14 protein-coding genes and 1 pseudogene are annotated in these 26,989 nt (G+C 35.8%); 10 read left to right on the top strand and 5 right to left on the bottom strand.

Going from position 1 to position 26,989, the window contains the following annotated elements; all coding sequences use genetic code 11:
• Positions 1–10 precede the first annotated feature (10 nt).
• Entirely contained in the window at positions 11–3,013 is a 3,003-nt protein-coding gene (locus tag GCQ56_RS09910; RefSeq protein ID WP_152734315.1) for a TonB-dependent receptor, read from the top strand.
• A 19-nt stretch (positions 3,014–3,032) separates the two neighbouring features.
• Entirely contained in the window at positions 3,033–4,433 is a 1,401-nt protein-coding gene (locus GCQ56_RS09905) for a RagB/SusD family nutrient uptake outer membrane protein (RefSeq protein WP_152734314.1), read from the top strand.
• A gap of 58 nt (positions 4,434–4,491) precedes the next feature.
• Here the strand turns inward: GCQ56_RS09905 and GCQ56_RS09900 are convergent.
• Positions 4,492–4,686: pseudogene (locus GCQ56_RS09900) on the bottom strand (YfcC family protein); the annotation flags it as partial.
• A 714-nt stretch (positions 4,687–5,400) separates the two neighbouring features.
• On the opposite strand from GCQ56_RS09900, the gene GCQ56_RS09895 reads away from it, so the two are divergent.
• On the top strand, positions 5,401–8,424 hold the full coding sequence (locus tag GCQ56_RS09895; RefSeq protein WP_152734312.1) for a TonB-dependent receptor: 3,024 nt from the start codon (positions 5,401–5,403) through the stop codon (positions 8,422–8,424).
• Positions 8,425–8,440: 16 nt separating this feature from the next.
• On the top strand, positions 8,441–9,820 hold the full coding sequence (locus GCQ56_RS09890) for a RagB/SusD family nutrient uptake outer membrane protein (protein ID WP_152734311.1): 1,380 nt from the start codon (positions 8,441–8,443) through the stop codon (positions 9,818–9,820).
• 61 nt (positions 9,821–9,881) lie between these two features.
• Here GCQ56_RS09890 and GCQ56_RS09885 read toward each other — a convergent pair whose 3' ends face one another.
• A complete protein-coding gene (locus GCQ56_RS09885) occupies positions 9,882–11,477 on the bottom strand; it encodes a YfcC family protein (RefSeq protein WP_152734310.1) in 1,596 nt (531 codons plus the stop codon).
• A gap of 291 nt (positions 11,478–11,768) precedes the next feature.
• On the opposite strand from GCQ56_RS09885, the gene hutI reads away from it, so the two are divergent.
• The 4 genes from hutI to GCQ56_RS09865 all read left to right on the top strand — a co-directional run bounded on the left by hutI (position 11,769) and on the right by GCQ56_RS09865 (position 17,082).
• The gene (gene hutI, locus GCQ56_RS09880) at positions 11,769–13,022 is read left to right on the top strand and encodes an imidazolonepropionase (RefSeq protein WP_152734309.1); all 1,254 of its coding nucleotides are present in this window, start codon (positions 11,769–11,771) and stop codon (positions 13,020–13,022) included.
• A gap of 157 nt (positions 13,023–13,179) precedes the next feature.
• On the top strand, positions 13,180–14,880 hold the full coding sequence (gene ftcD, locus GCQ56_RS09875; protein ID WP_152734308.1) for a glutamate formimidoyltransferase: 1,701 nt from the start codon (positions 13,180–13,182) through the stop codon (positions 14,878–14,880).
• 380 nt (positions 14,881–15,260) lie between these two features.
• Positions 15,261–15,908, top strand: a complete 648-nt coding sequence (locus tag GCQ56_RS09870; protein WP_152734307.1) for a hypothetical protein — start codon at positions 15,261–15,263, stop codon at positions 15,906–15,908.
• Positions 15,909–16,350: 442 nt separating this feature from the next.
• A complete protein-coding gene (locus tag GCQ56_RS09865) occupies positions 16,351–17,082 on the top strand; it encodes a DUF6261 family protein (RefSeq protein WP_152734306.1) in 732 nt (243 codons plus the stop codon).
• An 82-nt stretch (positions 17,083–17,164) separates the two neighbouring features.
• On the opposite strand, the gene GCQ56_RS09860 is transcribed toward GCQ56_RS09865, so the two are convergent.
• The 3 genes from GCQ56_RS09860 to GCQ56_RS09850 all read right to left on the bottom strand — a co-directional run bounded on the left by GCQ56_RS09860 (position 17,165) and on the right by GCQ56_RS09850 (position 22,596).
• Positions 17,165–18,052, bottom strand: coding sequence for a YitT family protein (locus GCQ56_RS09860; protein ID WP_193323761.1), 888 nt, complete (start codon positions 18,050–18,052; stop codon positions 17,165–17,167).
• Positions 18,053–18,392: 340 nt separating this feature from the next.
• Positions 18,393–19,625: a 2-oxoglutarate dehydrogenase complex dihydrolipoyllysine-residue succinyltransferase gene (odhB, locus tag GCQ56_RS09855; RefSeq protein WP_152734304.1), complete on the bottom strand. Its 1,233-nt coding sequence runs from the start codon at positions 19,623–19,625 to the stop codon at positions 18,393–18,395.
• A gap of 115 nt (positions 19,626–19,740) precedes the next feature.
• Positions 19,741–22,596, bottom strand: a complete 2,856-nt coding sequence (locus GCQ56_RS09850; RefSeq protein ID WP_152734303.1) for a 2-oxoglutarate dehydrogenase E1 component — start codon at positions 22,594–22,596, stop codon at positions 19,741–19,743.
• A gap of 248 nt (positions 22,597–22,844) precedes the next feature.
• Here GCQ56_RS09850 and GCQ56_RS09845 point away from each other — a divergent pair, with 248 nt between their 5' ends.
• Together GCQ56_RS09845 and GCQ56_RS09840 are read left to right on the top strand one after the other, a co-directional pair.
• A complete protein-coding gene (locus GCQ56_RS09845) occupies positions 22,845–23,885 on the top strand; it encodes a YiiX/YebB-like N1pC/P60 family cysteine hydrolase (RefSeq protein WP_152734302.1) in 1,041 nt (346 codons plus the stop codon).
• A gap of 49 nt (positions 23,886–23,934) precedes the next feature.
• The gene (locus tag GCQ56_RS09840) at positions 23,935–26,799 is read left to right on the top strand and encodes a PD-(D/E)XK nuclease family protein (protein ID WP_152734301.1); all 2,865 of its coding nucleotides are present in this window, start codon (positions 23,935–23,937) and stop codon (positions 26,797–26,799) included.
• Positions 26,800–26,989: the final 190 nt, after the last annotated feature.

Raw genomic sequence — 26,989 nt, 5'->3', positions numbered from 1 at the left:
ATTTAATTTCATGAAAAGACTGATATTTACTGTTTGTTTATTTATTATGTCAATACAGCTAATAAATGCACAAGCAAAACAGATTTCAGGTACCGTTACAGGTTCAGATGACGGTATAGCAATGCCAGGTGTTTCTGTTGTTATTAAAGGAACTACTACTGGAACTAGTACTAATATAGATGGGAAGTATTCCATTGATGCTAAGCCTACGGATTACCTGGTGTTTAGTTTTGTTGGCATGGTAACACAAGAAATTCTTGTTGGTGAACAAACCGTTATTAATATTTCCCTGGACACAGAAAGTATCGGAATGGATGAAGTTGTGGTTGTTGGATACGGAAAACAGATAAAATCTGAATTGACAGGTGCAATTTCAAAAGTTGATATTGAAGGGTTGCAAAAAGTACCTGCGCCTTCTTTTGAGACTTCGATGCAAGGAAAAACATCTGGAGTTTTTATTCAACAAAGTACAGGAAAACTTGGTGAAGGAATTAATATTCGTGTAAGAGGAGCTTCTTCGTTGAGCGCGAGTAACCAACCTTTGTATGTTGTAGATGGAGTGGTTGTTACATCTCAAGACCAAGGAAGTACAGGTAATCAACCAACGAACCCAATTGCTGATTTAAACTTTGATGATATCGCTTCGATTCAAATATTAAAAGATGCATCTGCTGCTTCTATATATGGATCCAGAGCCTCTAATGGAGTTGTAATTATTACGACTAAATCAGGTGGGAAAAATAAGAAAACAGTAATAAATGTTAATTATTCAGTTGCTATAGCTAAAGAAACCAATAGATTGGATGTTTTGAATACTCAGGAGTATGTTGAGCTTCTTGGTGAAGGAATGGAGAATTCTGGTTGGGCTCTATCTCCAGGTATGAACGGTCAGGAATCGATACTTGATTGGGGTGGTTTTAGTTCTATAGATGAAACAGCTGATACCGATTGGCAAGATGAAATGTTTAGAACTGCCGTTTCATCTAATTATAATATAAGTGCTTCAGGTGGAAATGAGAAAACCCGATTTTATGCAGGTTTGTCATATTCAGATCAGGAAGGTATTTTGATTGATAATGATTTCAAACGTATGAGTGGTAGATTGAATCTGGATCACCAACTTAGTGAAAAAATAGATTTTGGCATAAAATTTAATTTTGTCAGGAGTGTTTTAGATCGTGTATCTGATGATAATGCATTTTCAACTCCAACTCAATTAATTGCTCAGGCTCCTTATTTTCCAGCTTATGATGAATCAGGTGAACCTTTTGGAGATACATTTTATTTTAATGGATTGTTAGCGTCTAAATACAATTCGTATGAAACTCTAGTCTACAGAACATTTGCTAATGCCTATGTAGATTATAAGATTCTTCCTGAATTATCTTTTAAATCAGTATTTGGACTTGATAATCTTAATCAAAGGGAAGATCAATATTGGAGTAGAAAAACTGACGATGGTGCACCAGCTGGTAAGGCGTATTTGAGAAATGTGAATGTATTAAACTACTCGTTAGATAATTATTTCACCTTTACTAAAGAGTTTAATGAAAATCATAGACTTGAGGCGGTATTAGGAATGTCCATTCAAAAAGCAGAAAGCCGTATCGATAGAGTTGGTGGAAAAGGATTTCCATCGGATGATTTTCAAACGATAGCTTCAGCTGCAGAAAATGATGATTTTTTTAGCTCTAAAACAGAATATTCATACTTATCTTATTTTTCTCGATTAAACTACAAGTATTTGGATAGATATCTTGCAACTTTAAGTTATCGTGTTGACGGGTCTAGTAAGTTTGGTGATGATAATCGTTATGGTGGATTTTATGCTGGTTCTCTAGGATGGATTATATCTAAGGAAGATTTCTTGTTAGATAATCCAATGATGAGCTTCCTGAAACTTCGAGCTTCATATGGTATTACTGGGAATTCAGAAATTGGAAATTTCCCTTCCCGAGGATTATTTGGCGGAACAAGATATTCTGGAAATTCAGCTATTGAGCCTACACAGTTAGCAAATTCAAAATTGCAGTGGGAGAAAACTGCACAAACTGATATTGGAATTGATTTTGGATTATTTGATAATCGAATAAATGGTGAGATCGATTACTATTATAAAAAGACTACCGATTTATTATTGGATAGATTATTGCCATATACATCTGGTTATTCAAGTATAGCAGAAAACGTTGGTGAATTGGAAAATAAAGGATGGGAGTTTACTATAAATTCCAATAATTTAATTGGAGATTTTACTTGGAGTACTAGTTTCAATATTGCATTTAATAAAAATGAAATCATCAAACTAATTGATCCTATCCAAAGTGGCGTAAATAGAGTTATGGTAGGGGAACCAATTGGTGTATTTTACATGAAAAAATATGCCGGAGTTGATTCAGATAATGGAGATGCTCTATACTATATTGAGGAAGGAAGTGATGAAACTACAAATAATTATAATCTCGCAGAGGATATGGTTGTTGGTGATCCTAATCCTGATTTTTTCGGAGGATTGGACAATACTTTTTCATATAAGGGATTTGACGCTAGAATTTTCTTTCAATTTGTATATGGAAATGATATCTACAACGATGCTGGGCGTTTTATGTCTGCCAATGGTGATTGGGTGGATAATCAAACTCGTGATCAGTTGGATCGTTGGCAAAAGCCTGGTGACATTACTGATATTCCACAAGCAAGATTTGGAGATAGTAATGGAACAAGAACTTCTTCCAGATGGATTTCTGATGGATCTTATATTCGTTTGAAGGATTTGACACTGGGATATACTTTGCCTAAGAGCTTGACACAGAAGATTAATGTTAATAAAGTGCGAATATACTTTACAGGGCAAAACTTATGGACACATACTGATTTCAAGGGATGGGATCCAGAGGTAAGTGCTCCAGGAAGTAATCGAACACAGTTGACTACCAATATACGTCAAGGAATTGATTATTATTCCACTCCTCAGGCAAAAACATATATGTTCGGAGTTAATTTAAGTTTCTAATCCAAAAAAAATAAAATATATGAAATTTATAAAATCAATATTAATCGTTTTATCCATCTTCATTTTTGCAGGATGCGATAGCTTTTTGGACTTGGACCCACAACAGTCAATTGATACAGATCAAGTATTAACTGATGCTGGAAGTATTGAACTTACTTTGGTAGGTACTTATCCTGTTGTTAGAGATGCTTACGGTCAAAATTTGTTTCATTTTAGTGAGTTGTTGGCTGATGATGGTGAATTTGACTTTAGAGGAACCTTTTCTCAACCTCGCGATTTAATAAGTAAAAATTTGGTTGATGATTTTTCTTGGGCTGATGATGCTTGGGAATTGGCTTACGATGCAATAAATAGAGCTAATATTGTTCTTGATTATACTGATGTACTAGATGAAGGTGATAGAGATGAACTGAGTGGACAAGCATATTTCTTGCGTGGATTAGTGTATTTTGATTTAGTGAGATTTTATGCTAAACCTTATGAGGCAGGTCAATCGAATACTCAACTTGGGGTTCCTATAGTACTGAAGTCTAATTTTGATGTTAGTAAAGTGGAATATCCGGCACGATCTACAGTCGAAGAAGTGTATAATTTGGCGATTTCAGATTTATCTATGGCGAAAAGTTTATTAGGGAATAGTAGCTTTTATGCAAATAAATATGCTGCAGCAGCAATTTTGTCCAGGATTTATTTACAAAAAGGAATGTATGAGGAAGCGGCAATTGAAGCCAATTATGTAATAACTGAAGGCGGATTTGATTTAGCAGAGAATCCTTTTGATGCATACAATAATGAGACAAATGGTTTTGAGGATATTTTTACTTTTCAGCAAAATAATGATGATAATATCGGGGAGAATAATGCTGGTATGGCAACTTTTTATGCCAGTACAGATGCTACAGGAAGATCCGATTTTCAAATTACAAATGTGCAAACCGATAAATATGAAGCTGGTGATTTAAGAGGATTGATTCAAACGGATTTAGATGATGATTCAAAAATTACGGATGTAAATAGTATTTATTATTTGGGATTTGGTTCAAATGCTTCAGGTGGAAATTATTGTGCAAAGTGGCTTGATTTTAAAACAAACTTAACATTTGTTCGTTTGGCAGAAATGTATTTGACCAGGGCAGAAGGAAATTTCGAGAGTGGAAACACACTTGGAGCAACTCCTTTGGAAGATATAAATACTATTCGCGACAGAGCTGGATTATCTCCTTTAGGATCGGTTACTCAGAATATAATTAGAACCGAAAGGAAGCTTGAATTGGCATTTGAAGGGTTTAGACTTCACGATATTAAGCGTTGGAAAGAATCGGTAGGAACTTTAGCATATGATGCCCCATCATTGGTTATGCCTATTCCGAAGAGAGAAATGGATGTAAATGATAATTTAATCCAGAACGACGGATATTAGTGATAAAGGTTAGTAGAATTAAAAAGGGGCTCATGTGAGCCCCTTTACTTATTTGTTTTTATTTTTCGAATTCGTTTAATTCCATGGCTACGGTTGGAAATAATAGTAGCAATTCTAAAAGAAGCAGAATTGCCATGAATCCACCTATCCATTTTACCCACTTATCGTATGGAATTTTGGCAACACCAAGTACTCCAATCAATACTCCCAAAGTTGGTGTAATCATATTGGTAAAACCATCACCAAATTGGAAAGCCTTAACAGTTGTCTAAGGAAAAACTTCAATTCAACCTTAGTATTGTAATGTCAATGAAATTGTTATGAAAATTATCCTTAAGAGGTAATTTTGAAAAGAGGATAGGTGTAATAACCAGGTGTATATTAAAAGGAATCTTATAAGATTCTATTTTTATTTTATTTTTTTTCAAAAAAAAGTCTTAAATTGAATGAAGGAAATGATTTGAATAATCATATTCGATATTGAAAGCACTAATTTAATTCGATTCTGTAGGGGAATGTCGAATAGTGTTTATAAAAATTCTGCTAACCTATAAAAAACCTTTGTTATGAAATTACTATCTGAAAAATTCAATTAAGAATTTAATTTGTCATTAAAGTCGATTACTTTTTAGTAATCGTTGAATCGTTATATTAATCATTATTTGTCGGCATTAATGATTCATAGCGATTGTTATTTTATCCCTTCTAGCTTTAAGCCCGAATCCACCATTATTTATTGGAAGAGCAATCAGTTCTATAATTTGAGTATTGAATTGTTCTATGATGCAGGAAGCATCAATTGCATTTTGTTCTAAATGGATATCTAGAATTTACACTCAGGTACATCAAATTGTATTAGAGAGAATAAAATGTATACAGAAAACCATATTACTTAAAGCTATATTGTTATAGCGAGCTCTTATATGCTCGAAAGTTTAATGTGAAAGACTAACTAAAAATTAATTTCATGAAAAGACTGATATTTATTGTTTGTGCTTTTATCATGTCAATTCAACTGATAAATGCCCAAACAAAACAGGTAACCGGTACTGTAACCGGAAGTGATGATGGTCTGGGACTCCCAGGAGTATCCGTTATTATCAAAGGAACAACTACAGGATCAAGTACCAATATTGATGGAAAATATGCTATTGATGCAAAAAGTACAGATATCTTGGTGTTCAGTTTTGTAGGAATGCAATCGCAGGAAGTATTAGTTGGTGATCAAAATGTAATCGACATTGTTTTAAGTGCACTTTCTGTTGGTATGGACGAGGTTGTTGTTGTGGCTTATGGTTCGCAGCGAAAAAGAGACTTAACAGGATCTGTTGCTGGTATAAAATCAGAACAATTAGAGAATGTTCCAATTCCGAGTTTTGAGAATGCCTTGCAAGGTCAAACTGCAGGTGTACAGATTAATACCAGTTCTCGTACAGGTGAGGCTAATTCAGTGCGTATTCGAGGAACTTCATCTATAGGTGCTAGTTCTCAGCCATTATATGTTATCGATGGTGTTCCACAAGGAGATTATATTATTGGGTATACAGGGAATAACACACAGCAATCACCATTGGCTAATATTAATCCAAACGATATAGAGTCTATTCAAGTTCTGAAAGATGCGGCATCTTCTTCATTATATGGTGCAAGAGCTTCTAACGGTGTAATTTTGATTACTACTAAGAGAGGTAAGGCTGGAAAAACTCAAATTGACTTTTCTTACTATGGTGGTATATTGAAGGAAACCAATACGTTTGATGTTTTAAATGGAACTCAGTTTGCTGAACTTTGGAATGAGTCCAATTTTAATGCTGGAGATTCGGATCCTCAGATATTGGGAAGTCCGGAAGAACAAATCAATACTAATTGGTGGGATGCTGTATCAAGAACTGGTAGTATACACGAATGGAGTTTATCTGCTAGAGGAGGAAATGAAAAAACCCAATTTTATACTGGGTTTAGTTATAGACAAGAGGAAGGTTATACTATTGGAGACGAATTTGATAGACTTTCAACCCGTGTAAACGTTGATCATAAATTCTCAGAGAAGTTGAAATTTGGTTCAAATATTGGTTTCTCTCGTGTTGTGAATCAAAGAATATCTAATAATAATTCTGTTTCGTCACCTTCTACGTCGGCATTTCTAAATTATCCAAATGTTCCTATATATGGAGATGGATCTGAACTTTATGGACCAGAAGGAACATTTTATGATGGAAGAGGGGTAAATGTATTTAATAATATTGCATATAATTTAGTAAAAGAAGATGAAGAAAATTCTCATGAGGCTATTACGATCCGACCATTCATTAACTTATTTGCCGAATATGAAATTATTCCTGATTTAGTTTTTAGATCAGAATGGGGATTGGATTATATCGATGTGTCGGAGAAAGTATTCTGGGGAGTTAATTCTGGTGACGGAGGTGGTTCCGGAGGTATTGGTCAGGCTCTTAGTTACAGAAGAACAAACTGGATTCAAACTCAAACTTTACGTTATTCAAAGACTTTTAATGAGGTGCATAACTTCTCTGCATTATTGGGTTTCTCTTATCAGGAAACTCGTTCTGAGAATTCAAATGTTACCGGAGAAGGATTTCCTAATAATGATTTAAGTTCGTTGGATAATGCTGCCAATATAACGAATGGAGGTAGTTCTATTTCTGATGTTGCTCTTGATGGATATTTTTCCAGAATCAATTACAATTATGACAATAAATATTTTGCAGAATTTTCTTTGAGACGAGATGGTTCATCTCGATTTGGAGAAAATGATAAATATGCCTATTTCCCGGCAGGATCTTTAGCTTGGGTGGTTAGTGATGAAGATTTTTTGAGTGAAAACGAATGGTTGACATTCCTAAAGGTACGTACTAGTTATGGTTTAACTGGTAATTCAGAAGTTTTATCAGATGCAACTTCAGAGGCCACAGGTGCAAATTTCCCATCAAGGGGATTGTATATTGGAGGATCTGATTATGCCGGACAACCGGGATTAGCACCTAGTCAGCTTGCAAATCCAGATTTAAAATGGGAGCAAACAGCTCAGTTTAATGTAGGTTTAAATATTGGTTTATTTAATAATAGAGTTGAGCTTGAAGCCGATTACTACATTAAGAAAACAAAAGACTTATTGTTGAATGTCATTTTACCATCGGTTAGTGGTTACGAGGACTATTTTGATAATATTGGTAAACTGGAAAACAAAGGATTCGAATTTAATTTGAATACTCGAAATTTTGTCAAAGATTTTAAATGGAATACTAACTTTAATATTGCGTTTAATAGGAACAAAATTACCAATCTAGATGGTCAAATTATTACAAATGGTATTTCTAGAGCAATTGAAGGAGAGCCGATTGGTGTTTTCTTTACAGTAAAGTATGCTGGTGTTGATCCCGATAATGGTAATGCGTTGTATTACGATTTGGATGGAAACAAAACCAGTACTTATAGTGATGAATTCAGACAGATTGTTGGAGATCCAAATCCGGATTTTACTGGTGGTTTGACAAATACTTTCTCTTATAAGGGAGTCGATCTAAGTGTTCTTTTACAATTTGTTTATGGTAATGACATTTATCGTGATGCAGGTAGATTTGTATCTAATAATGCAAATAGTATTTGGAATCAATCAGTTGATCAGTTAAATAGATGGCAGAAGCCTGGAGATATCACTGATGTACCTAGAGCTGAACTATTTTCAGGAAATGGATCTGGACGTTCTTCACGTTGGATTGAAGATGGATCTTATTTAAGGGTTAAGAATATTACTCTTGGTTACACTTTACCTAAAACTATTGTAGAACGTTTACACCTTAGAAATGTTAGAATTTTTGCGCAGGCTCAGAACTGGTTTACTTTCGATGATTATAGTGGACATGACCCTGAGGTTAGCTCTGAAGGAACTGTAAATATTGGACAAGGACAAGATTTTTTCCAGGCACCTCCTTCAAAAACATTAACATTTGGAGTAAATATTGGCTTATAACTTAAAAACTATAATCATGAAAAAAATATATTTAATCGTGGTGTTTTTTCTGGCAATCTTTACTTCATGTGAGGATGAGTTGGACACAACACCTTTTCAATCAGTTGATGATAATGCTGTGTTTACCACATTGCAAGGGTTTGAAAATGCAGTAGCAGGTGTTTACGATGGATTACAAGATGCAGATGTGTATGGGGCAAATGTGATTCAGGATGCTGAAGTGAAGGCTCAATATGTAATTTGGGGTGGATCATTTACCAGTTACTCAGAAATTGCATCCAAGACAATGGCAACAGTTAACGCAGAATCTACTCGATTATGGGTAGATGGATATGATGTAATAAACCGTGCCAATAAGGTACTAGATGCTTTAGTTGATGGACTTGATGATCCTGCTTTTTTGGCTGTGCAAGATCGTATTAAAGGAGAAGTTTTATTTGCACGCGCCATTACATATTATGAATTGGTGAGAAATTTTGGACTTCCTTATAATTCAGGCTCAGCTTCTGATCCCGGTGTACCAATTATTTTAACAGGAACTTCTGATGTAAGTGATGCACAAGTTGGTTCAACTAGGGCAACCGTGAGTGAAGTATTTAGTCAAATAGTGAGCGATTTAGAGGATGCTGAAACTTTATTACCAGCTGCAGCTGCTTTCGAAAGAGTAAGCATGTATTCTGCAAAAGCATTTCTAGCTCGAGTTTATTTGACTATGAAGGATTATACCAATGCAAATAATTATGCCAATGATGTAATTGACAATGGCGGATTCTCATTAGATGGAAATCCTGCAAGTTCATTTGGACCTGCTAGTTCGCTTGAATCTGTATTTGCAATAGTTCACACTTCCACAGATAATTTATCTAATACGAATGCAGGTTTGAACGACTACTTCTCACCAACCGAGAGAGCGGATATTTCAATACCTCAGAGTACCTTAGATTTATTTCCAGCTGGAGATGCAAGGTTGAGCTCATTGTTTATGGAAGATGATGATCAGATGTGGTCAAACAAGTGGATTGCGGATGATGCCAATCTTCCTATTATTAGGCTAGCAGAAATGTATTTGATTAGTGCTGAGTCATTGTATGAGTCAGGAGGAAGTGAAGATGATGCAACCGACATGTTAAATGTGATTAGAAATAGAGCAAACTTAGCCGATATATCCGTGACAGGTATGGATTTAAGGGATTCCATCAGAATGGAATTCATCAGAGAGTTTATTGCTGAAGGTCATGCAGTGTATGATCTTCAAAGATGGCAATTGCCTGTCGGTTATAGTCTTGCGACGCGAGCCGGAGAAACTGTACCTTGGAATGCTCCAAGTCTGGTTTTTCCTATTCCTCAAAGGGAAATTGATGTGAATGATAATCTTTCCCAAAATCCCGGATATTAATTCCAAAAGGTTAGTAGAATTAAAAAGGGGCTCATGTGAGCCCCTTTACTTATATAGTTTTTTAGAATCCGTTTAGTTCCATAGTTACTGTTGGAATAAGTAGTAGTAATCCTAAAAGAAGCAGAATTGCCATAAATCCACCTATCCATTTTACCCATTTGTCATATGGGATTTTTGCTACTCCAAGAACTCCAATTAATACTCCCGAAGTTGGAGTGATCATATTGGTAAAACCATCACCAAATTGGAAAGCCATAACCGTTGCCTGACGAGGAACTCCAATTAAATCGGAGAATTGCGACATCATTGGCATGGTTAAAGCAGCTTTTGCTGAACCTGATGGAATGATAACGTTAATGAAATTTTGTATCAGATACATGATAGAAACTGAAGCCATTTTTCCAAAATCATTCATCGATTGTGAGATGTAGTAAAGGATGGAATCAATTACATTACCATCTTCTAATACAATAAGGATACCGCCTGCCAAACCAACAATCATAGCTGCCGAAAGGATATCTCTAGAACCTTCAAGGAATAAATGAGTGATTTCGTTTGCTGTATTGTTGAAAGCAATACCTGAGAAGATACCCATGGCAAAGAACAACGTAGCAATTTCCATAATGTACCAACCATATCCCATTACACCAACAATAAGGTATATGATGGTGAAAAGAAGTAGATTCAAAATATAGAAATGCACTGATTTTCTTAGAGACATAAGCCCCAAAATAGCGAACAGACCTGTCACTATCGGAAGAACGTAGGTAGTCATTTCTGAATTACCAACTTTCAAGGTGCTTTGTGGGTAGTGATAAGAAAATACCACCATGGTAATCAGAAGAATGAAATAAGTAAGCCAAGCTGATTTTGGAGTGTAGAATTCCAATTCTTCCATATCCACATCGTTGTGTTTTCTCCAATATTCATCATCGGTATAAACTAACGATTTTGTTGGGTCCTTGCGAATTTTTGCCGCATATCTTAGTATAAATGCAAATCCAATTACATTAATTACCACCCAGCAGAATAGACGATATTCAATACCAGAGAACACTGGTAGGTTAGATAAACCTTGCGCAATACCAATAGTGAAAGGATTCAGAAGTGCTCCTGCAAACCCAAGTCCGGCAGCAACAAAGCAAATACATACACCCACAATAGAATCGTAGCCCATTTTTATAGACATTGGCACAAAGATGATAACGAATGCAATGGTTTCCTCACTCATACCAAAGGTGGCGCCAAAGGCACTAAACACCAGCATGATTAAAGTTAGGATGATATTGTTTACCCCAATTTTCCGGATGGCTTTATTCTTTTCGAGCTTTTGCGTGAATTTTAGGAAGGAATAAATACCAACATCGATAGACTTGCTGGCATTCATGATCCAGAATGCGCCACCAATCACTAAAATAAACATGATGATATCGGCTTTGTCAACGAATCCTTCGAAGAAAGAAGAGAATATCTCCCAAGATTGCCCCTGGCTTTCGATTTCATGATAGGATCCCTGAACGATAACTTCTCGATCGGTTCCATTCACATTAACTGTAGTTCTGTCGAACTCTCCTCCAGGAATTACCCATGTTAAAATTGCAGATAGAACCACTATTGCAAATACAATTACATAGGTATGTGGTATTTTTTTAAACATTTGTATTGATTTAGGTATAGTATCAAATTAAAAGTGTTGATGCTCTCACTTTCAGTGAGGGTATCAATTGCTAATAATAACTGAGAACCTCACTTTGAGTGAGACCCTCAGCTAAATTGTTTTTGAATGCGTAAAAATAGAAAAATATCAAGATAATTGGAGCATCAAAATAATATTAAAAGGCATATCGAAAAGGTTTGCAATTTGTCCAATTTTCCCTAATATTTGCATATTCGAATATTAGTATTAATTGCTAAGTTCGAAAATCATAAATTATACAATACTACCAATATGAAGTTGTTGATTAGCAATATAAAAACCTTAGTTCAGGTTGAAGAAAATCCACGTAAATGGGTGGCTGGAACTGATATGGCAAACTTAAATTGCATTGATAATGCATATTTACTGATTGAAGATGAAAAGATAGCTGATTTCGGTAAAATGGAAGATGTGCCAAATTACGACGAATTAGAAGGATTCGATCAGGTAGAAGAAATTGATGCTACCGGACGAATGGTATTCCCATCTTTCTGCGATTCGCATACCCATTTGGTTTATGCCGGAAGTCGCGAAATTGAGTATACCGATAAAATTAAAGGTCTTTCTTATGAGGAGATTGCAAAGCGTGGTGGTGGAATTTTAAATTCAGCCAAGCGCATGCACGATGCTACTGAAGATGAATTGTATGCATCAGCAATGGAACGTATTCACGAAATCATTAGCATGGGAACCGGTGCTGTTGAAATCAAGAGTGGATATGGTTTGACTGTTGAAGATGAGTTGAAGATGCTTCGCGTAATCAAGCGAATTAAAGAAACCACACCTTTAACTATTAAGGCAAGCTTTTTGGGAGCTCATGCTGTTCCTGCTGAATACAAAGGTCGTCAGGGAGAGTATGTTGATTTGGTAATCAACGAAATGATTCCAATGGTTGCTGCCGAAGAATTGGCTGATTATATTGATGTATTCTGCGATAAAGGATTTTTCACTGTAGAGGAAACTGATCGTATTTTGAATGCTGGAATGAAACACGGAATGCGTCCAAAAATCCATGCCAATGAATTGGATTATTCAGGAGGTATTCAGGTAGGAGTGAAGTACAATGCTCTTTCGGTTGATCATCTTGAGTTTGTAGGAGATGCAGAGATTGAGTGCTTAAAGAAATCTGAAACTATGCCAACTGTTTTGCCTGGTGCAGCTTTCTTTTTAAACATGGTCTGTTCTCCTGTTCGCAACATGATGAACGCAGGATTACCAGTTGCTTTGGCTTCTGATTTCAATCCGGGATCATCTCCATCGGGTAATATGAAATTCATCATGTCACTGGCATGTATCAACTACAAGATGTTGCCACAGGAAGCTGTAAATGCTACTACAATTAACTCGGCTTACGCAATGGGCGTTCAGGAAGAGTTAGGAAGTATTGCCAAAGGTAAAATTGCCAATGTATTCATCACCAAAGAAATTCCATCTATCGAGTTCATGCCATATGCTTATGGTAGCAATCTGATTGATGCTGTGATTTTAAGAGGGCAAAGACTTTAAGAATAAACGCTAAGACGGAAAGACACAAAGAAAAATTTAGCGTCTTCGTGTCTTTGCGTTGAATTTGAAACAAATAAATCAATAATAAAATATCTACTATCAGTAATCTTGAGACTTTATTCTTGCTACTTGATACTAGATTAACACAAACACTATAATGAAACAATTAATCGAATGTGTTCCTAATTTTTCTGAAGGGAACGACATGAATATCATTAAGCAGATTACAAATGAAATTGAATCTGTAGAAGGTGTAAGCCTTGTTGATGTTGATCCGGGAAAAGCGACTAACCGTACGGTTGTAACTATGGTAGGTACTCCTGATGAGGTTTGCGAAGCAGCTTTCCGTGCTGTTAAAAAAGCAGCTGAACTAATCGATATGAGCAAGCACTCTGGTGCTCACCCTCGTTTTGGTGCTACCGATGTTTGTCCGTTGGTTCCTGTTGCGAACATTACAATGGAAGAAACTGTTGTGTATGCTCACAAATTGGCTCAGCGTATTGGTGAAGAAGCTGGCGTACCAGTATACTGTTACGAAAATGCAGCACGTATCGAAGAACGTAAGAACTTAGCTGTTTGTCGTGCCGGTGAGTACGAAGCAGTAAAAGATCGTATTGGAACTGAGCGTTGGAAGCCGGATTTCGGACCAGCTGAGTTTACTGATGCTGTTGCTAAATCGGGTGTTACAGCAGTAAGTGCACGTAATTTCTTGGTTGCTTATAACTTCAACTTGAATACAACTTCAACTCGTCGTGCCAATGCTATTGCATTCGATGTTCGTGAGAGAGGTCGTACTATGCGTGAAGGAAATCCTATCACTGGAAAGATTGTAAAAGATGAGAATGGTAAACCGGTAATGACTCCGGGTACTTTGAAAGCTACTAAAGCAATTGGTTGGTTTATCGAGGAGTTTGGCGTTGCTCAGATTTCTATGAACATGACTGATATCTCTATCACTTCTATTCACCAGGCATTCGATGAGGTTTGTGCTAAGGCTCAAGCTCGTGGTATTCGAGTAACTGGATCTGAGTTGGTAGGTGTTGTGCCTTTGAAAGCGATGTTGGATGCAGGTAAGCACTACCTACGCATGCAAGGTCGTTCTACTGGTATCGCCGATCGCGAGATCATTAAAATTGCCGTTAAATCTTTAGGATTAGATGAGCTTTATCCATTCGATGCTGACAAGAAGATCATTGAGTATATTTTGGAGAATGAAGCGAAGAAAGATGCCAAGAAATTGGTTGATATGAGCTTAACTGCTTTTGTTGAAGAAACTGCTTCTGAATCTATGGCTCCGGGTGGAGGATCTATCTCTGCTTATATGGGTGCAATGGGTGCTGCTCTTGGTTCAATGGTTGCTAACCTTTCGGCTCACAAGCCAGGTTGGGACGATCGTTGGGAAGAGTTCTCTGATTGGGCTGAAAAAGGAAAAGAGTATCACTCTAAACTAAATTGGTTGGTTGATGAGGATACCAATGCCTTCAACAAGATTATGGATGCTGTTCGTATGCCAAAGAAAACGGAGGAGGAGAAAGCTGCTCGTGCCGAGGCTATGGAAGAAGCAACTAAATTTGCTACTATGGTTCCTTTCCAAACTATGGAGCTTTGCTTAGGTTCTATGGATGTTGCTAAGGCAATGGCTGAGATCGGAAACCCTAACTCGGTGACTGATGCTGGTGTAGGTGCATTAGCTGCACGTTCGGGTGTTATTGGTGCTTTCATGAATGTGAAGATCAATGCAGTTGACCTTACCGATAAGGCTTGGGCTGCAGATATCATCGCTAAAGGACAAGCTATTGTTGACAAGGCTGTTGCTTTGGAGAACGAAATCGTTGAAATGGTAAATGCTAAGATCTAAACCATTTAAATTTCTTTGTGAGTGATTAACGAAACAGAGAGATATTAAATGGATATGCCGACTTAGAAGCAAAGATGTTTTAGGAGTACGCGAACTAAAACATCATTTGATTCTTAATCGGTATAATTAGCTGTACCACGATAATCATATTTATTAAACCTGTCAGGATTCTAAATCCTGACAGGTTTTTTTATGCAGTCATGCTCCGATTCTAAGCAAGCTGTAAATGTCGGGGTATGACTAATTGCAATTGCTTTTTATTGATCCCGAGAATCGGGAACAAAAAGTGAAACTCTCAAACTGTCACCTTTTCATTAAGTTCTATTGAACTTTATATGTTTTTCATAACTTTATAAAAAATAAATAAAGCTTCTGCTATAATGAATAAAATAGTTAAAATAATAGTCTCAGGGGCTATAGCTTTGGTAATATCATGTGTTGCATTTTTTGTATATGAGTCTTTAAGATATTCTCACTCTAGAAGTTGGGAAAAATGGAAGGAATATACGTGGCTTATAAAGGACTCTGAAAAACATGTTGATATTGGTCATAGTAATGTAAGGGAAAGAGCGATTCATACTTTATTTTGGTATGATAATCACACTAGATTCGTAATCTGGGAGTTTAAGGATTTGGGTAAAATAGATCTAGATAATATCTTCTTTGACGAAAAATTTACTTTAGATGAAGTTGATATTAGGTCTGGAGAAGTATTTAATCCTAACGCAAAAAATAGAGTAAGGGTTAAATATGGATATTCTTTTAATAATGCTTTTAGTATACATTTAGATAAACAATCAGAAATACGCAAAAGATTTGAAGGAGCTAATTATAAAGGTTTTTCTGCCGATATAAGTAAAATGTCCTTTAGTAATGAATATAGAGAACATCAAATTCTTTTTGATTATCAAGAAAAAATTCCTTCTGTTGTTGTTCTATATAAGGCTCGAGGGAGTTTTTACGTGATTATTATCGATTCCAAGCATCCTATTCACTGGACTGCTATTAATTATTTGAATTTGGAATAAGTAGTTCCCGTCAACTATTGCAATGAGCAGTGAGTAATCATTACGCAATTAAAAAATGGATAGTAGAACCAAGCCATCTTTGAGATTCCTCCCTTCCTTTAGCAAAAACTAATTATTCGTTGTGAAAACATGTTTCTCGCGAGAAACACACTTTCACGAAGCTGTGAAAGCTTCCTGCCGATGGTAGAAGAAAAATTTTGATTGGTGAAAGTATGCTGCCACCGGAGCGAACTTTTCACAAGTTGGTGAATTTGTAGTGCCAGGTAGAGTAGATATTCACCAGATGTGGAGGCTATTTATATCACATTGTTTGTTCTTTTATTTATTGTATTTGTTTGCTTTCTTCTGATATTGATGCAATTAAAAATAATGAAATTATTTTTCAGTTATCGTAATAATTGCTAAATTCAAATAACTATTATTTAAATTAAAATTTATACTTATGTTTGAATCAGTTCATTTAGCAAACTTACGTCACAACGAATACATTCAGTTTATTCGTAATTTTTTAGAGATTTTAAGCGATTATGATCTTGAAACTTTAAAAATTAAAACACAATCGGATAGTCTCTCAGCTTTGATTGAGAATATGATTGCCTTGTATATGCCTGATAGGGGTAGTGCATTAACAAAGCTTCTGCAAGAAGACGATGAAAGAAGAGATAAGGCTATTAATGGGATACAATCTGCGATATTTGCATATACATATCATTACGATGTGGAAGTAAAAGGTGCAGCTAATGTTTTATTACCTTCGATGAAAAAGTATGGTACTGGTATAGCCAAACAAAATTATCAGGCTGAAACTGCAATTATCGATTCTATTGTTGAAGAATGGAAACGAGAAGCGGTTTATGTTGATGCTTTGAGTAAGTTAAGTTTGACTGATTGGTTGAATGAACTGGAAACATCAAACACCAAATTCAATACAGACTATTTGGAGCGTGTGAAAGAAAATGCTGAAGCTCCAGAAGTGAAGATTGTGGATTTAAGAAAGCAAATTAATGAAGCTTATCATGTGCTTATAGATAGAATTGCAGCTTTTGATACTATTGGCGAAGGGGTGGAGTACGCTAACATTATTAAATTAACCAATAGTTTAATTGAAAAGTACAATGCTGTGCTTGCCGCCAGAAACCATAAAGAAGAGGAAGAAATTATAACAGAAGAATAGTAATTAGTTCAATTATAAAACGACTTTATTATAAAATTTAGGATAAACCTGTCAGGATCTTAATACCTGACAGGTTTTTATTTTACTGTATCGGCTTAAAGCCATTCCCATACACATCATTGGTGTCGAGTGTCGCAATGAACGCCTCGGGATCTATTCCTTTTACAAATGTTTCTAGCTGACCCAGTTCTTTTCTGTTTAAGGCTGTAAAGATGATTTTCTTCTGATCTTTGTGGAATAAACCTTCTCCTTTTAGGTAGGTTCCGCCTCTGTCCATATCTAATATTCGATTTCTTATTTCGTCGTGCTTATCGGAGATAATTAAGGCAGCCTTCTTGGCATCCATACCCATTAAAACGGCATCAACGGTTTTGGAGATACATAAAATAGCAATGATGCAATAGGGAGCCAGATCAATATCTTGAAAAACGAGGATAGATGTTAGAACAATAAATCCATCAATTACAATAAACATTTGTCCTAATGAAACACGGAACCATTTTGAAAAAATACGGGCTATGATATCCGTTCCTCCTGTTGTGGCTCCTGCTGTCACAACCAATCCGATACCTAAACCTATTATAGCTCCTCCAAACATCGAGGATACCAGCAAATCTTTTGTGATGATTGGATTTCCGTATAGATAGGTTATTCCGTCGATAAAGACAGATCCCAGCACCATAGCTAGTATGGTTTTTATGCCAAACTTACCACCCAGAATTTTAATGCCCCAGGCAAGCAAAGGAATGTTAATGCAAAGAGCTATGGTTCCTACAGGGAAATCAATCAGTTGATTTAAGATGATACTAAAACCAAATACGCCACCGGGAACCAATTTGTGTGGCATAATGAAAAAATTGTAGCCAAGAGCTACTAAAAGGGATCCGAAAACAATTAAAGAGTAGTTACGAAACCATAAGGATGAGAATAATTTCTCCTGTGGAAATGACTTCTTTTTATATTGAGGCATGATCATACGATTTTATAACCAAAGGATTTTTCTTCGGCAGAATTAAAAATGTGCGCATACAATTAGCTACGACACTAATGATGTCGGAACTTTTAAATGCAATAAATAAATGTAAGATTAGAGCTATGGAGAAAAGCATAGCTATTGGAAGGACATTGAGGCAACATCCTTAGTAATATTCACGGGTATCTTTTTCTTAATTCTTTTTTAAATCTCATGACCTTTTGTAATCGCTTGAACTTGTGTGCGAAATTAGGAAAAAATAATGAAGGATAAATGGTTTGGAAATAAAAAAAGGGACATGCCATGGCATGTCCCTAAGGTATGGGTAAATTAAATATTATAATCCCAACAACAAACTATCCGGATCTTTACCATCGAATAGCATCTTGTGTGGGTTTTCAATCATTTCTTTAATTTTTACAAGGAAACCAACCGAATCCTTACCATCAATTACACGATGATCGTAGGATAGGGCAATGTACATCATTGGGCGAATTTCAACCTTGCCATTTACAGCAACAGGACGTTCCACGATATTGTGCATTCCTAAAATCCCCGATTGTGGAGGATTAATAATAGGCGTACTCAATAAAGAGCCAAAAACTCCACCATTTGTAATGGTAAAAGTACCGCCAGTCATTTCATCCAGGCTAATTTTACCTGTGCGAGCTTTGTTTGCCAAAGCCATTAAGTTCTTTTCAATATCGGCTAGACCTAAGCTCTCGGTATTTCTGATTACAGGGACCATTAATCCTTTAGGAGTTTGAACTGCAATGGCAATATCAGCATATTCAGGTGTTACAATTTCATCTCCATCAATCATTGAGTTAACTGCCGGATGCAATTTTAAAGCTTCTGAAGCTGCTTTTGTAAAAAAGGACATGAATCCCAGTTTGATATCGTGAGTTTCCACAAACTTCTTCTGGTATTTTTTTCTCATTTCCATAACTGCACTCATGTCCACCTCGTTAAAAGTGGTCAACATAGCAGTTTCGTTCTTTACCGATACCAAGCGTGCACTCAACTTCTTTCGAAGATTGGTCATTTTTGTACGCTTCTGATCGCGAGAAATACTTTTTGGTTCAGCAGCAACAGGCTGATTGTTTTTATTCTCGACTACCGCTTGAATGTCTTTTTTCGATAATCTCTGCAATCCTGCAATTACATCATCAACCGAAAGTTGATTTTCTTCCATTAGCTTTTTTGCAATAGGAGAGATTTTCACATCCTTGAAATTGTCTGATTCTACCTTCTTGCTTTCAGCAGCTAAAGGTTCCGCTACTTTAGCTGTAGCCTCTTCTTTTTTAGTTTCAGCCTTTGCTGGAGCTTCACCTGCAAAGCTAGTGTCGATTTTACAAGCAACCGATCCAACTTCAACAGTATCGCCTTCCTGTGCAAGAATCTGGATTTTCCCTCCTTCATCAGCAACCAAAGTAAGTGTGGCTTTATCTGATTCAATCTCAGCAATGTCTTGATCTTTCTCAACAATATCACCATCGGCAACAAACCAACTGGCTATTTCTACTTCGGAAATGGATTCTCCCGGACTAGGTATTTTTATTTCAATCATTTGAATATGTTATTGTTTTTAGTATCAAGTAAAGAGTATAAAGTATCAAGATAGAGTTTGATGTCTTGCGTGAGTTGTCTTGATACTTTGTTCTTTATACTTGTGTCTTTTTGATTTACATTAACAACTTGCTCTTTTTTTCTTCGAAATATTCGTGAGTTTGAAGGATTTCCTCATGAGAACTTCCTTCTACACATTGTAATCCACAATATTTTAGCTTGCGATCACAATCGCACTTTCTAAATACCTTGTTGATGATTTCGTTTTGTCCAAGCATGTGAATCTTAGCCAATCCTGTAGCAGGACTACCGCTAGCCTGACGTGCAACAGGAACCAATTTTACATCCTTGTACTTGAACTCGTAATTTACAAACTGCCAAGCACCCATATTTTCCGGTTCTTCCTGAACCCAAAGATGAAGGATTGCGTTTGGATATCTTTCTAAAATTTGATCAACTTGTTTGTGTGGGAACGGATACAATTGTTCGATACGCACCAAGGCGATATCCTGAGCATTCAACTTTTCTTTTTGAGCTAATAAATCGTAATAGATCTTACCCGAACAGAAAACTACTCTTCGAACCTCTTCAGCAATTACATTGTCATCATCAATTGCCTCCTGAAAATGCCCTTTTGCTAATTCATCCATACTCGACATACAAGCTGGATGACGCAGTAAACTCTTAGGAGAGAAGCAAATTAATGGTACACGAATCTCACGTTTAACTTGTCGTCTTAACATGTGAAACAAGTTGGCTGGAGTTGTAGGATTGGTAATTTGCATGTTGTTATTGGCACAAAGAGTAAGGAAACGTTCCATTCTTGCACTTGAATGTTCTGCACCTTGTCCTTCATATCCATGAGGAAGATACATAACCAAACCATTCTTAATTCCCCATTTGTCTTCAGCAGCACTGATGTATTGATCAATTACAGCCTGAGCAACATTGTGGAAATCTCCAAATTGAGCTTCCCAAATGGTCAATCCAGAAGGATGCGCCATTGCATATCCATATTCATAACCAAGCACACCATATTCACTCAAAGATGAATTGTAAACATGAAATGGAGCTTGATCTTTGTCTATATTTTTAAGAGGGAAATATTTTTTATCCGTCTCTTCGATAACCAAAGCTGCATGACGGTGCGAGAAAGTTCCTCGTTCCGAATCCTGTCCGCTAATTCTTACCGAATTACCTTCGGATAACAAGCTCGAATAAGCCAATAGCTCACCCATTGCCCAGTCCATTCGGTCATTGGTAACCATATTTTTTCTATCGGACATAAGCTTACCGATTTTTTTGAAAAAATGGAGGTCATCAGGCAGATGGGTAATTTTATCAGCCAGATTCAGTAAAGATTTTTTATTTACACCCGTTTCAGGTGAGCTTTCAAAATCAGAATCACAAGAATATCTTATTCCTTCATAATAGTTATCCAGGAATGGTTGAATAATAACCTTGTCGAATGTTTTTGAAAGCTCAAATTTGTGATCTAACAATTTGTTATAATTCGTGTTTATATCTTTAATTTCCGAAGGTGTGTAAACTCCCTTTTCGATAAGATGATTTGCATAAAGATCTCGTGGATTCTTATGTTTAGCAATTTCCTTATACAATATTGGTTGAGTGAAGCGAGGTTCGTCTCCTTCGTTGTGTCCGTATTTTCTGTACGAAAGAATATCAATGAAAACGTCGGTATTGAATTCCTGACGATATTCCATTGCTAATTTAATCGTGAAAATTAAGGCTTCCACATCATCCCCATTCACATGGAATACAGGAGATCTGGTTACCTTCGCAACGTCGGTACAATACGTACTCGATCTGGCATCCAGGTAATTGGTTGTAAATCCAACCTGATTGTTGATGACCAAATGGATGGTTCCACCTGTTTTATATCCTTTCAACTGAGACATCTGAACTGTTTCGTAAACAATTCCCTGACCAGCAATAGCCGCATCACCATGTATCACAACAGGAACCAATTTATCCTGATCCCCGGAATAATCGTTATCTATTTTTGAACGAGAAATTCCCTGAACAACAGCACCAACAGTTTCCAGATGCGATGGATTCGGAGCCAAATGTAATTTCACTTCACTTCCATCATCCGTTTTAACGGTATTTCCATAGCCCAAATGATATTTTACATCACCTAAAGCAATGTCCTCTTCGAATTCCTCACCAACAAATTCTTTGAAGATATTCTCGTAAGGTTTCTCCAAAATATTAGCGAGTATATTTAATCTTCCGCGATGTGCCATTCCAAAAATGAACTCCTGAACTCCAAGCTCAGCACCTCGTTCAATCATTGCATCTAATGCAGGAATTAAGGTTTCGGCACCTTCTAAGGAGAATCGTTTCTGACCAACGAATTTTTTGTGAATGTAGTTCTCGAATCCAACAGCCATTTTCAGATGATAGTAAATGTGCTTGCGTTGTTCTTCCGTAAATTGTGGAGTATTCTTAGAGCTCTCCATCTTTTTCTGCAACCATCGCAACATTTGCGGATGTCTCACAAATACATATTCCGCACCAATCGATTTACAATAGGTCTCTTGCAAATGAGCCACAATATCTTTCAATTTGGCAACTCCAATTCCAATTTCTTTACCAGCATGAAATACGGTTTCTAAATCGGATTCGGATAAATCGAAATTTTCGATGTCAAGAGTAGGGAAATATTTTCTGCGAGTACGAACCGGATTTGTCTTTGTGAACAGGTGTCCACGCTGACGATACGCCTGAATCAAATTCATCACATTGAATTCCTTGCTCATCGATTCGCTTGCAGGTGCATTATCTGAAACCGAAGTCTGCTTTACCGGAAATTTAGCCGATGCAAAATCAAAACCCTGGAAAAAGGTTCTCCAACTTTCTTCGACAGATTCGGGATCATTTTTATAGGATTGGTAGAGTTCATCAATGTATTCGATTTCACTATTACCCAAAAAACTAAATTTATCCATAGAGTTGTTTGTTGTTCTTATCTGATTTTTGTTGTCACTTAAACAAATGTATTAATTTTGAAATGTTTCAAGATATCAAATATCGAATAAAAGACGAAAAGGTCATTTTTTTTTCTAATGTACTCATAGAGTTTTTCTATGAGCTGATTTTGTTTAACAGTGAATAAAAAAATACTTCTATAATTTTTTATTTGTAGAGAGTTCCAAGTACTTTAGTTTTGCATTCAGAAACATCAAATACTTTAATTATGTCTTTGCTCCGATTAGCCTTTGCTATTCTTACTTTAGCTACATTTATAAGCTGCAATAATTTACAAAAAAAAACGCATTTTGATTTACAGAAAGGTGATTTGATTTTTCAGGATTTAGATTCTGACTCCATAAGTGATGCAATAGAATCAGTAACAGGAGGAAAGGAGCAATTGAATTTCTCGCACATTGGAATAGTGGATTTGAATGAAAAGGGAGAGGTATTTGTTCTGGAAGCAATATCAAAAGGCGTTAGCTATACACCGATTGATTCCTTTTTGAATAGAAATACAGATGCAAACGGCAACCCTAAAGTTGCAGTTGGGAGATTAAGATCGGAGTATTCCAATAAAATACAATCTGCCTTAGACTATGGTAAAAGTTTGATTGGGGCTCCCTACGATAATGTGTATATAATTGGAGATTCAAATTACTATTGTTCCGAATTGATTTATGAAATGTTTGTGAATACATCTGATTCTAGCGAAGTTTTTAAATTAAATCCAATGACTTTCAAAGCTCCTGAATCGGATGAATTTCTCCCATTTTGGATTGACTATTATCAAAAATTAGGTGTTGAAATTCCTGAAGGTAAACCAGGTTTAAATCCGAATGGAATGTTTCAATCGGAGAATATAGATATAGTGCTTCCATATGGAAGGTTTGACAGCTATTTAAGTAATAAGCAAATTGTAGATAGTTTATGGTTTGAATTTGCTTCTGCAATGGAAAATAAGAATCTAGCATATTTAACAAAGAAGTCATTAGATACAATTCAATGTGTTGATTGTAATACTAATTTTAAGACAAAAAATGACTACTATGATGCAAAAATGATTTTTAAGAATCACTTAAAGGAACTGATGCATCTAGATTCCTTAACGAATAAAGATTTTTCATCTTATTCCAATGATAGCATAATTAGAATTGGTTATACAATAAAATGTAAAGAGGCTCCTGAAGGATCATATGGTTTATTTTTTTCTTTTAAAAGAGTTAAAAGAGACTATTTGTTTTCTGGAATGTTTACTGTGCCTTAATCTCTTAAATTAACCAGGTACATTTTTTATTTTCACATTAAAATTATATATGAACTCATTCTTACAACAAATAACTAAAGAGCTTTATTCAAAGTATTCTAATGAACTATCTGATTGTATATTGGTGTTTCCAAATCGTCGAGCGGGATTGTTCTTTTCGAAATATTTAAATGAACTTGTAGAGAAACCTCTTTGGGCTCCGAAAGTTCATACCATTAGCGAGTTTTTTCGATCACTTTCAAAATATCAGATTGAGGATAATCTTGGATTGCTTTTTAGGTTGTATAAGATCTACATTAAGAGAATGAAAGTAAGTGAGAGCTTCGATGAATTCTATCATTGGGGAGAGATGCTTCTGGGCGATTTCGATGATTTGGATAAATACAGAGTAAATGCGGAACATTTGTTTCAAAATTTAGCTGAGGAAAAAGAGATTGATAACCTTTTTGATTATTTGGATGAGGAACAGGTTCAGGCAATTCAATCCTTTTGGAGCACATTTCGACCAGAAAAATATTCCGAACATCAGAAAGAATTCGTTAATCTTTGGGAAAATCTATTTCATATCTATTCTGATTTTAGAAAGGAATTGGAATCGGAGGGATTGGCTTTTGAGGGAATGGCTTCGAGAAGTTTAGTAGATCGATTAGAATCAGGAGAAATTCAAATTGAGGCAAAACGAATCATATTTGTCGGGTTTAATGCACTTAACAGATGTGAAATAGATTTGTTTGCTCAATTAAAAAAGATGGATATTGCTGATTTTTATTGGGATTATGATGAATCTTATCTAAAGAATCCATATCATGAAGCAGGATTATTTTTGAGAGATAATTTAAAGAGATTTCCATCACCAAAAACCAATGTGACCTTTAATAGTATTAAAGAAAACAATGCTAAAGTTGAATTTGTATCTCTTTCTTCGGAAGTAGGACAAGCAAAATATGCTCATTCAGTAGTTGAAAAATTTTGCAAAGACTCTGATGTCGCTTTAGAGGAAACTGCAATAGTTTTGGCGGATGAGGAATTGTTATTGCCAGTTTTGCATTCCATTCCTGAAAGCATAGAGAATGTGAATGTAACTATGGGATATCCGGCAAAAAATACGCCGGTAGCTAGTTTGTTACGATTAGTCATTGAACTGCAGAAAAGTGCTAAAAAAGCAGGGCGAGAATATGAGTTCCACCACAAGCAGGTTTTGGCATTGCTGAATCATCAGTATTTGAATTCGGTAAATCCAGATTTGGCTCACAAGCTCACTCAGGAAATTTTAAAAACAAATAAAATTAAGGTTTCGCAAAGTAGTCTTAAAGGAGATGAGGTGTTGGAAGGTCTTTTCACACCTGTGGGTGATGTTGAGAAATTTGCTTTGTACTTGTTGAATTTGTTGCAAAATGTATATCAGCGATTGGAGTCTGAAGATGAGGAAAAATCGCTGGTTGATAAGATAGAGCAGGAGTATATTTATCATTTATTTCTCGCTATTAAGAGATTGAAAGGATTGCTCGATCAGCATGAAATTGATATACAACAGGATACTTTCTTCAAAATTTTGGAGAAAATGATTCAATCCTTAAGCATTCCTTTTGAAGGAGAACCATTGGCAGGTTTGCAGGTAATGGGGATTTTGGAGACACGTTTGCTCGATTTTAAGAAGATTGTGGTACTATCGATGAATGAAGGAAAACTGCCCAAAACAGGAGCTGCCAATTCCTTTGTTCCATATCACTTACGTAAAGGATTTGGGATGCCAACAATCGATCATCAGGATGCGATTTTTGCCTATTATTTTTACAGATTAATTCAGCGTGCCGATGATATTAAGTTATTGTATTCCACACAAAGTGATGGCATAAGAACTGGTGAAATGAGTCGATTTTTGTATCAATTAAAATACGAGTCTGATTTTAAGATTACCGAGAGTAGTCCTGGATACGATATCTCTTTAAAAGAAGGAAAACCAATTTCTGTTGCTAAGAATCAGAGAATTTTAAATCGTCTGAATGAATATTGTGGTGATAGTTTCAGAAGTTTTTCTCCATCGGCTTTAAATACTTATTTGGCTTGCCCTTTAAGCTTCTATTTTAAATATTTGGCTGGATTAAAAGAGCCTGATGCGGTGTTGGAAGAGATCGATCCGCCCACATTCGGGAATCTATTTCATGATACTCTTGAGGAACTGTACAAACCTTATGTCGGTAAGAATTTAGAAAAGGAAGATTTAGAAATATTACGAAAGGATAAAGACAGGATTGAAGAGACCTTAAGAGAATCTTTCCGCAAAAATTACTTTCACATTTCTGAGGAACAAACATTGGAAATATCAGGTAGAAACTTGTTAATATTCGATATTCTGATAAAATACATTGATAGAATTTTGGTTTTGGATCAGCAATTTGCGCCTTTTCAAATTCTGTCTTTGGAGGATACATATAAAATACAGATTCCAATATCGAAAGATAGAAAAGCGAATATTAGTGGACTAATTGACCGTGTAGATAAGGTAAATGATACCATCAGAATTTTGGATTATAAGACGGGTAAAGCTGATTTATTTTTTAGAGATATTGATTCTTTGTTCGAAAAAGAGGGTAAGAATAGAAATAAAGCTGCATTTCAAACCTTTTTGTATTGCTTGTTTTACGAGGATAAAACCAGAGCTGCAGAAGCAATTTCACCTGGAGTGTATAGCTTGAAAGAGTTCTTTGGAGGAAAGTTCAATTGCATCTTATCACAAAAAGAGGGAAGAGGGAAACCTGTACCTGTTGCTGATTACAGAGTCTATAAGCAAGAATTTACAGACTCGTTGAAAGAGCTGATTGAGGAACTTTTTAATCCGAAAGTTCCGTTTTTACAAGTAGAAAATCAGGATGTTTGCAGAACTTGTTTGTACTCGGAAATTTGTCATCGATAAAATTTGATTTAAGACCTTATTCGATAAATGATGAAAAGTAAATTCGCAATTTTCTCAATTGTACTAAGTACAATAAGTATTTGTCTTACAATTAAGGTAAATTACGAGCTCTGGGTAAGGTATATGTCTATAACTTGGGGCAAAACAAGAGCTTTATTTGGACTTACCGAGTTGTTGGAATTTGGATATC

The sequence above is a fragment of the Marinifilum sp. N1E240 genome, from assembly GCF_009295825.1.
Classification (GTDB): domain Bacteria; phylum Bacteroidota; class Bacteroidia; order Bacteroidales; family Marinifilaceae; genus Marinifilum_A; species Marinifilum_A sediminis.
This window is presented reverse-complemented; position numbering and strand designations above follow the sequence as displayed.

Bases quoted from the DNA above. Each gene is read 5' to 3' on its own strand.
- GCQ56_RS09850 (WP_152734303.1), bottom strand. From the start codon at position 22,596: ATGGATAAATTTAGTTTTTTGGGTAATAGTGAAATCGAATACATTGAT.
- GCQ56_RS09840 (WP_152734301.1), top strand. From the start codon at position 23,935: ATGAACTCATTCTTACAACAAATAACTAAAGAGCTTTATTCAAAGTAT.
- GCQ56_RS09845 (WP_152734302.1), top strand. From the start codon at position 22,845: ATGTCTTTGCTCCGATTAGCCTTTGCTATTCTTACTTTAGCTACATTT.
- GCQ56_RS09870 (WP_152734307.1), top strand. From the start codon at position 15,261: ATGAATAAAATAGTTAAAATAATAGTCTCAGGGGCTATAGCTTTGGTA.
- GCQ56_RS09890 (WP_152734311.1), top strand. From the start codon at position 8,441: ATGAAAAAAATATATTTAATCGTGGTGTTTTTTCTGGCAATCTTTACT.
- hutI (WP_152734309.1), top strand. From the start codon at position 11,769: ATGAAGTTGTTGATTAGCAATATAAAAACCTTAGTTCAGGTTGAAGAA.
- GCQ56_RS09910 (WP_152734315.1), top strand. From the start codon at position 11: ATGAAAAGACTGATATTTACTGTTTGTTTATTTATTATGTCAATACAG.
- GCQ56_RS09885 (WP_152734310.1), bottom strand. From the start codon at position 11,477: ATGTTTAAAAAAATACCACATACCTATGTAATTGTATTTGCAATAGTG.
- GCQ56_RS09905 (WP_152734314.1), top strand. From the start codon at position 3,033: ATGAAATTTATAAAATCAATATTAATCGTTTTATCCATCTTCATTTTT.
- odhB (WP_152734304.1), bottom strand. From the start codon at position 19,625: ATGATTGAAATAAAAATACCTAGTCCGGGAGAATCCATTTCCGAAGTA.
- GCQ56_RS09860 (WP_193323761.1), bottom strand. From the start codon at position 18,052: ATGCCTCAATATAAAAAGAAGTCATTTCCACAGGAGAAATTATTCTCA.
- GCQ56_RS09865 (WP_152734306.1), top strand. From the start codon at position 16,351: ATGTTTGAATCAGTTCATTTAGCAAACTTACGTCACAACGAATACATT.
- ftcD (WP_152734308.1), top strand. From the start codon at position 13,180: ATGAAACAATTAATCGAATGTGTTCCTAATTTTTCTGAAGGGAACGAC.
- GCQ56_RS09895 (WP_152734312.1), top strand. From the start codon at position 5,401: ATGAAAAGACTGATATTTATTGTTTGTGCTTTTATCATGTCAATTCAA.